An 8078-nucleotide genomic window follows, 5' to 3' on the forward strand; every position below is an offset into this window, starting at 1 on the left:
CAAAATGGATAAAAGCTCTGATGCTTTTCGCACAATTAGCGAAGTAGCCGAGTTATTGGAGCTTCCGCAGCATGTGTTAAGATTCTGGGAAACACGTTTTAGGCAGATTAAACCAATGAAACGTGGGGGAGGAAGGCGCTATTATCGTCCGGTCGATGTTGATTTGCTCAATGGTATTAAGCAGTTATTATATGATCAGGGTTATACGATAAAAGGTGTGCAACGCCTTTTGAAAGAAAATGGTGTTGCTTTTGTGACTGCATTGGGTAATGGTGATCTTGATGCTATGAATGTGGTCATAGAGAAGAAACATGCAGGACAAACTTCTGAAAATGCTAGCAATAAGCCTAAAAAATCTTCTTTTGGGCTTTTGAATTTCATGAGGAATGAAGGAGAAACATCTGTTGGTTCTGTGAATCTTTACAAAGATAAAACTGATAAAGCATTGTTGCAAGAAATCCTATTTGAACTCATTGAATGTAAGCGTGTTCTTGATAGAGCTCGATAGCAATAATGTTTTTTGTTTTATATGTGTTGCTTTTTTAGCAAAATATGTGTTTTGAAATTGTTTTACAAATCAATATCTTGCGTCTAGCATAGCAATGTGTTTCGTAGATATTTAGATGTTTTATGGGTGTGCCCAGAGTTTTATACGTTTAACGAGTAGTAATGTATCGTATGTGTATATTTAACGAGTTTTTTATAAGAGTTTTTAATTTGGTAAAATATGAAGAGGGGAAAGAATAGGCGCTGAGTTTTGCCATTTTTCTCTGATTTGACTTTATGAAAGCTAATGCAATATCTCATCAGTGTAGATTGCAGGATGTAGAATGCCATTGATTCACCAATTCATCTGCTTGTTTTAAAGAGATGTTTCTTAAGGCTTCTTAAGCTTATTTCACCATGATTTCTCGTGAATGATATAATGGTAAACCCGTTGAGTACTGTTATTTTTACATTTATGAAGGAGCAAGTCGGCATCAGCATTATAGTTTAGCCTACCCTCAATGATTGCAATAATCCTTAGCACTTTAGGCGGTTCATTGTGGGCATTTTAAAAGTCCTTTCTCAATAATTTTTAACCACACACTCATTCCGCTTGTCTCGTGCCAAAAAATAATTTTGATAGATTCAACATAAACATATCTAAAATGAGACAATCCTATGATATTCGAAACCTTATTTAATATGAATAAAGATATATTATCATTATAAATCAATATCTTGTCTTTTTATAAGAGCTTATCTTACGAATAAGACATATCATTGTTCAGCTAATTTTACATATTTTTTATTAATAAATATAATCTTGTTTTCAGCCTTCTTGCTTGATGTTGCTATAATTATCGTAATGATCTATCCATGATAATAGCACCATCTTTGCATTATAAAGGTAAAAGATTAATGTTATTATTAATATTCAATTGTCTATGATTTTTGCATTAAAAAAGCTCATAGCTTACATTGATTTTTTTCATCAATCTACCTTGTAGAGAGTGATCACGTGATTCTTTCTGGTGATAGGTAATTGTGCATGAAACCAAAACACACTAGAATATCAAACCCTCTCATTTTGTACAAAATTTGAAGATTTATAGTAAAAAATTAACGTATTACCACCTTCTGCGATGTTATGCATTTATTACACGTTGCAAATCCGGAGGTGTTGCCTCATTTGAGAGTTGTTTAATCACATCTTCTACAGATAAAAGGGTTTTATTCGTACTTCCTAAACGGCGCATATTTACGCTGTTTGTTTCAGCTTCACGTTTACCACATACCAAAATTACGGGGACTTTTTGTAAAGAATGTTCTCGTATTTTATAGTTAATTTTTTCATTGCGGAGATCTGTTGTTGCGGAAAGTCCAATAGCTCTAAGTTTTGCTGTTATTTTTTGGGCATATTCATTTGCTTCGGACGTAATTGTTGCAACAACAACTTGTTCAGGAGCAAGCCAAAGTGGCATATGTCCAGCAAAATTTTCGATTAATATACCAAGAAAACGCTCCATTGATCCAAAGATAGCACGGTGGATCATAACAGGTTGACGTTTTTCTGAATCTTTATCAATATAGAATGCACCAAAACGTTCGGGGAGATTAAAGTCTATTTGTGTTGTTCCACATTGCCATTCACGACCGATAGCATCCTTTAATGTATATTCAAATTTTGGACCATAAAATGCTCCTTCACCTGGAAGGATGCTTGTTCTGATTTGTCCTGCAAATTTTGTTTCAATCGTTTTAAGGACAGATTCCATGATACTTTCTGCATGATCCCATAATGCATCAGACCCAACTCGTTTTTCTGGACGTGTTGAAAGCTTAAGACTAATTTCTTTAAAACCAAAATCAGCATAAGTTGATAAAATAAGATCATTAATACTGAGACATTCATCGGCTAATTGTTCATCAGTACAAAAAATATGCGCATCATCTTGCGTAAAACCACGCACACGCATAAGACCATGTAAAGAGCCCGAAGGCTCATAACGATGAACAAGTCCAAATTCAGCAAGTCTGATAGGCAAATCACGATAAGATTTTAAACCATGTTTAAAAATTTGCACATGACCAGGGCAATTCATTGGTTTAAGGGCATAAATATTCCCATGATCTGAATCTTCTGCTGCTGGAGTTACTTTGAACATATTCTCCTTATACCAGCCCCAATGGCCAGATATTTCCCAGAGTGACCTATCGAGAACTTGTGGTGCATTAACTTCAGCGTATTGATGATCATCAAGGCGTCTACGCATATAGTTGATCAAATTTTGGAACATTTTCCAACCTTTTTTGTGCCAAAAAATCATTCCTGGCCCTTCTTCTTGAAAATGAAATAAGTCCATTTCACGTCCCAAGCGGCGATGATCACGTTTTTCAGCTTCTTCTAGCATATGGAGGTAGGCTTTTAAGTCATTTTCATTTGCAAATGCTGTTCCATAAATTCTTGTGAGCATTGGATTATTGGCATCGCCACGCCAATAAGCTCCTGCGACTTTCATTAATTTGAAAGCATTCCCAATTTGCCCTGTAGATTGCATGTGCGGTCCGCGGCAAAGATCAAACCATTTTCCTTGATAATAAATTTTTAAATCTTGATTTTCAGGAATGCTATCAATAAGTTCAACTTTATAAAATTCCTTTTTCTCAGAAAAAATTTTTCTCGCTTTTTCACGAGACCAAATTTCTTTTCTGAAAGGTTTATTGCGTTGGATAATTTCACGCATTTTCTTTTCAATGACGGTGAGATCATCTAATGTAAAAGGTTGTTGGCGTGCAAAATCATAATAGAATCCATTCTCAATGACAGGACCTATTGTTACTTGCGTTTCAGGAAAGAGTTCTTGCACTGCTTCAGCAAGGACATGGGCGCAGTCATGCCTTATGAGTTCAAGAGCGCGTGAATCTTCTCGGGTAATAATCTCTACTTGACCAGATTGTTCCAATGGATCCGATAAGTCTCGCGTGATACCATCAAGCCTATAGGCGACAGCTTTTTTTGCGAGTGATTTAGAAATGGATTCTGCTAATTCCAAACCAGTCATTTCGGAGGGGTAATTACGTTTTGAACCATCAGGAAAAGAAAGAGAAACAGAGCAAGACATAAAAACACCCTTTTAATCCAATTCCGCTAACGATTGCGGATGGTTTCGTGAAAATTGAGTAAAAAGCTTATAGACTGATTTTTTATCAATACATACGAAAAAAGAAAAGGATTATTTGTTGTGTTTGTCAGAAATTTTCCAGTAACGCCAAGGTTTATAAAAACAGCAAGAATTTCCAAGAGAAATAGGTACTGGGTCAAAGCCATCTGTTCCAAAGGGCCCACAACGTATGATACGAAAGAGTCCCATCCATGCACCAGCCCAAAGCCCATGGCGTGCAATCGCTTCATATGTATATTCTGAACAAGTCGGGGCATGGCGACATTGATTGCCTATAAGATTTGAAAGTGTTATTTGATAGAAACGTATTAAGAAAATACCCAATAATCGTCCAGGTGTTTTTTGCCAATTGCCTGTGTAATTTCGAGTCAATTTTTTTTGTCGAGATTGTGATTTGAACATTTATTTTTCTTCAATTTTTTGAATGCAGTCTATCGTTGCATCAAAGGGTAGTAGTGTTGCTGCATGGCGCATTTTATAATCTTTAATGGGCTGTAAGCAAGAAAAATCCTTAAATGGAGCTTGAGGAGAAGGACCATTTTGCGTTAGCATTTGATAAATAACTTCACGCAATATTTTAAGATCTTGTGTTGTTTGTCCGATGATATGAGATGCTAAAAGTGAAGCCGATGCTTGCCCTAGCACACATGCGTGTATTTCATGGGCAAAATCCGTAATAATACCATTTTCCACTTTTAAATCTACAGTGATTGTCGAACCACAAAGGTGTGCATGTTTTTTTGATGTTGCATCAGGATTATTAAGACGCCCAATTTTTCCTATATGTGCAGCATATTTAAGTATTTTATCATTATAGATATTATCAATCATGCGCTATTGCCTGAAATTTTGAGAGTCGTGATTGTTTAAACTTTTAATTCGCTTATATAGAGATTATACAAAATGAAATAGGTATGGAGCAAATGCTTTGTATAGAGTAAGCTTGGAGTTTTTGAATGCGTAATGTTGTTAAAGAAGACGCGAAGGATTCTTTTTTATCTGAAGAAAAGCGTCCGAGTATTGAAGAGGTGGAAGAAGCGATTCGTACATTACTCTTATGGATAGGGGAAAATCCAAATAGAGAAGGGCTTTTAGATACTCCAAGACGTATAGCCAAGGCATATCGCGAGCTTTTTAGTGGTTATAGTCAATCGGTTAAAGAAACCTTAGGTACAGTTTTTGAAGAGGTTTCAGGATATAATGAAGCCGTAATCGTAAAAAATATACCTTTTTATTCACACTGTGAGCATCATATGATCCCAATTATTGGGAAAGCACATATAGCATATCTTCCTAATGAAAAAATTGTTGGCCTTTCAAAAATTGTGCGTGTTGTAGATATTTTTTCTCGTCGTTTACAAACACAAGAAGCCATGACAGCGCAAGTGGCTCACGCGTTAAAAACGTATCTGAAGCCTCATGGTGTAGCAGTATTGATTGAGGCGGAGCACATGTGTATGGCTATGAGAGGAATCCAAAAACAGGGCTCTACAACAATTACAAAAAACTTTCATGGTTATTATGAAAAAGATCAAGCTGCACAAGCACACTTTATGATGATGATTCAAAGATCGTAGTAAAGTCGATATTTTTAGTAATCTCTATTAAGTTATAAATCGTTCGGATAAAAATAAATTATGAGAAAGAGAAAATTGGCTTGTACCTTTCTTTATGATTTGTTAAAGGCTAAAAACCAGAATGTTTTTCTTCCCACGTGCGGTCGTGGCGGAATTGGTAGACGCGCAGCGTTGAGGTCGCTGTGGGGCAACCCGTGGAAGTTCGAGTCTTCTCGACCGCACCAGTTAGCGGTGAGTCTCTGTAATGAGATGAAGTTATGTAGAGAGAGGGGATTTATGCGCATTATAGAAAAATCTTTTTTGTATGTTATTTGTTGATGTGTTGCTAATAATGTTTCATTTTTTATTACTTTATCTGTGCATTTGAAATGTTATATTTTTATAGGGTGGGGGTAAAGTTGCAGTGAGAAGTATAATGATTTTGAGATATTTAACACTTCTTATTTGTATTTCTTTATTGTCAGCATGTAGTGATTCACGCGCTGTGCTTTGGCATGGAGTGCATGCAACTCCTTCTATGACTGCAGTAGAAAGAGAAGTTGAAGAGAACCCAGTTTCTCCAAAAGCCATCATTCCAGTGTATGTTGCAACAAGTCGTATGATGCAAAATAATTACGCTCAACCTTATGGTGCAGAGCGATCAAATAAAGTACATTACAATCGCGTTGACGTAGGAATTCCTCAGCAACATACAAAGGGAGTTGTTGAAATAAATGCCTATAAACCTACGCATGATAAGTATTTTGCAGCAGTAGCATTGCAAAAATACGATAATAAAGAACAGTTTAAACAGCAATTAAATGCTGCTTTAGAAAAAAAGCCAAAAGGAAAAAGAGAAATTTTTCTTTTTATCCATGGGTATAATAATAATTTTGCAGATGGTACATTTCGTACAGCACAGTTTGCACATGATTATTCTTTAAATGTTGTCGCTGTGCATTATTCTTGGCCTTCTGCCGGATCTGTTCCTCTTTATATTTATGATCGTGACAGTGCTAATTTTGCCCGTGACGGATTGATAGAGCTTTTAACACTTATTAGTGAAACCAATGCTGATCAGATTTCGGTTATTGCGCATTCTATGGGCAATTTTGTTATAATGGAAGCATTTAGAACTTTAGCCTTACAGAAAAAATATAAGCCTATTCGTCGTATTACAAGTTTATTAATGGCGGCACCAGACATTGATGTTGATGTATTTGAGCGCCAACTTAATGATATAAAAAAACTCCCGCAGCCAACAGCTATTTTAGTATCTAGAGCGGATAAAGCTCTCGCGGTTTCAGGACGTCTTACGGGTGGACATCATCGTGTGGGCGATGGCTCAGATATTGAAATGTTGCGTAAAAATGGAATAGCTGTTCTTGATTTCTCTCATGTGGATGGGGGAGCACACAATGTCTTTGCATCTTCACCAACGTTGATGGCTCTTTCTCGAGAAGGTTCTTTGGCTTCCACAATTATGCAAGGTACAGAATTGTCACCTAGTCAAGCTCTTCTTGCTGATGGTAGTAGTGTGTTGGAGAAAACAACACATCTTATCCTTTATACACCTGTACGTTTTCTCTCTCCACGGATTCCACGTTGATAGTGAAAAGAGAGAAGGGGACATCGAATAATGCATTGGAGGTAATATTTTTTAGCACTTTCTTTAGAATGGCTTTGTAAAATGGAAAATAAATAGCGGGATGAATGTAAAAAACAGTCATTAGGTGAGTTTGTGATGATTGCACGGAAACGCTATGTTAATACGCCTACAGTTGTTGATTATTTATCTCATTCCGCAATTAAGTTGTTAGATATTCATGCTATGCTTGTGAAGGTGAGAAAAGGTGATATGGGGGAAAAACCAAATTTATTGCGTCAAATTGATTCTACAAAAAAACAGTTAGATGAGATAAGCCATGCTCTTATTTTAGAATATCGTAAACGCCAAGAAAATGAGCGTTTTTTAAAACAAATTCTGCTATCCATTTCCGATCAACTTTTTGCACTTAACAATGGTTTTAAGGAAACAGGACGTCTTTTTTTTCAAGAAGTTAGAATACTTCAATCTCAGATGCAATGTTTATATGAGGGAAAGGAGAGGCTGCATTTGTTGAATAGCCAAGAATCTTTTTGTTCTCCTTCAAAGATTGATGAAGTTATTAAACAGTTACAAAAAGCACGAGAAAAGCTTATTCTTGAAAGCCCACATCTCTTTGAAAAAAGCACAAAAGCTAAACAATAAAGTTCTTTTAGTTGAACAGACAGATAATTTGAGTTTTACAGCAAAAAACGCTGTTAAATAGAAGGCTATAATCGTTTAAAAGAAAAAAATTGCTTTAATAAATGAAACGCATGTATTTTATAATCATACTCCTTATCCGATTAAAGCTTTAAAAGACTTTAAGGCTGATTCATTAGGTGGTTTTATTGAAGAAAATGTTTGTGGTAAGAACTTTACAAAAAACTTTCTGATTCTTAATAATGGCTCACCGGATAATTTTGCCAATGTTACGGAGTTGTTAGTATATTCATTAGAAACTTAAACTCTAACCTATTTTCTTAATAGGAATTAGTTGAATTTAAAGCATTAAAAAAGAAGTTTGATAAAATAATACGTTTTATAAATTCACGTTTAGCTCTACCTTCTCCTGAATTTAAAAAGGATCGGAAAATGAATAAGCTACACGTAATTAAAAAATCATATGGTGCCCCCAGAGAGCGAATCAGGCTTTAGCAACAAGATTCAAAGTATATAAAGATGTGTAAGGGCGTATTGATGTCTATAGCTTTTTATGATTCAATAAAAAAAGTAAGCATTAAAGGAAAAATCTCAAATCAGAAATTA

General features: G+C 35.5%; 7 protein-coding genes and 1 tRNA gene. 5 read left to right on the forward strand and 3 right to left on the reverse strand.

Going from position 1 to position 8078, the window contains the following annotated elements:
- The first annotated feature begins 4 nt into the window (after nucleotides 1–4).
- Nucleotides 5–508, forward strand: coding sequence for a MerR family transcriptional regulator (locus tag ACFIJK_RS07310; protein ID WP_375627360.1), 504 nt, complete (start codon nucleotides 5–7; stop codon nucleotides 506–508).
- Nucleotides 509–1631: 1123 nt separating this feature from the next.
- Here ACFIJK_RS07310 and thrS read toward each other — a convergent pair.
- The 3 genes from thrS to ACFIJK_RS07325 form a co-directional block, all read right to left on the reverse strand.
- On the reverse strand, nucleotides 1632–3608 hold the full coding sequence (gene thrS / locus ACFIJK_RS07315) for a threonine--tRNA ligase (protein ID WP_375627361.1): 1977 nt from the start codon (nucleotides 3606–3608) through the stop codon (nucleotides 1632–1634).
- Between the two features lie 111 nt (nucleotides 3609–3719).
- On the reverse strand, nucleotides 3720–4070 hold the full coding sequence (gene yidD, locus ACFIJK_RS07320; RefSeq protein ID WP_375627362.1) for a membrane protein insertion efficiency factor YidD: 351 nt from the start codon (nucleotides 4068–4070) through the stop codon (nucleotides 3720–3722).
- The gene (locus tag ACFIJK_RS07325) at nucleotides 4071–4499 is read right to left on the reverse strand and encodes an iron-sulfur cluster assembly scaffold protein (protein WP_375626485.1); all 429 of its coding nucleotides are present in this window, start codon (nucleotides 4497–4499) and stop codon (nucleotides 4071–4073) included.
- Nucleotides 4500–4624: 125 nt separating this feature from the next.
- Here ACFIJK_RS07325 and folE point away from each other — a divergent pair, with 125 nt between their 5' ends.
- From folE to ACFIJK_RS07345, 4 genes are all read left to right on the forward strand, one after another.
- The gene (gene folE, locus ACFIJK_RS07330; RefSeq protein ID WP_375620182.1) at nucleotides 4625–5245 is read left to right on the forward strand and encodes a GTP cyclohydrolase I FolE; all 621 of its coding nucleotides are present in this window, start codon (nucleotides 4625–4627) and stop codon (nucleotides 5243–5245) included.
- 139 nt (nucleotides 5246–5384) lie between these two features.
- A tRNA-Leu gene (locus ACFIJK_RS07335) sits at nucleotides 5385–5469 on the forward strand.
- 191 nt (nucleotides 5470–5660) lie between these two features.
- Nucleotides 5661–6833, forward strand: coding sequence for an alpha/beta hydrolase (locus ACFIJK_RS07340; protein ID WP_375627363.1), 1173 nt, complete (start codon nucleotides 5661–5663; stop codon nucleotides 6831–6833).
- Nucleotides 6834–6968: 135 nt separating this feature from the next.
- On the forward strand, nucleotides 6969–7475 hold the full coding sequence (locus ACFIJK_RS07345) for a hypothetical protein (RefSeq protein WP_015856440.1): 507 nt from the start codon (nucleotides 6969–6971) through the stop codon (nucleotides 7473–7475).
- Nucleotides 7476–8078: the final 603 nt, after the last annotated feature.

It is taken from the genome of Bartonella sp. PS17NMGDW (assembly GCF_042193555.1).
GTDB classification, from domain to species: domain Bacteria; phylum Pseudomonadota; class Alphaproteobacteria; order Rhizobiales; family Rhizobiaceae; genus Bartonella; species Bartonella grahamii.

Excerpts from the sequence above, each read along its gene's own strand:
- ACFIJK_RS07345 (WP_015856440.1), top strand. The coding sequence starts at position 6,969 with ATGATTGCACGGAAACGCTATGTTAATACGCCTACAGTTGTTGATTAT.
- ACFIJK_RS07340 (WP_375627363.1), top strand. The coding sequence starts at position 5,661 with ATGATTTTGAGATATTTAACACTTCTTATTTGTATTTCTTTATTGTCA.
- ACFIJK_RS07325 (WP_375626485.1), bottom strand. The coding sequence starts at position 4,499 with ATGATTGATAATATCTATAATGATAAAATACTTAAATATGCTGCACAT.
- folE (WP_375620182.1), top strand. The coding sequence starts at position 4,625 with ATGCGTAATGTTGTTAAAGAAGACGCGAAGGATTCTTTTTTATCTGAA.
- thrS (WP_375627361.1), bottom strand. The coding sequence starts at position 3,608 with ATGTCTTGCTCTGTTTCTCTTTCTTTTCCTGATGGTTCAAAACGTAAT.
- yidD (WP_375627362.1), bottom strand. The coding sequence starts at position 4,070 with ATGTTCAAATCACAATCTCGACAAAAAAAATTGACTCGAAATTACACA.
- ACFIJK_RS07310 (WP_375627360.1), top strand. The coding sequence starts at position 5 with ATGGATAAAAGCTCTGATGCTTTTCGCACAATTAGCGAAGTAGCCGAG.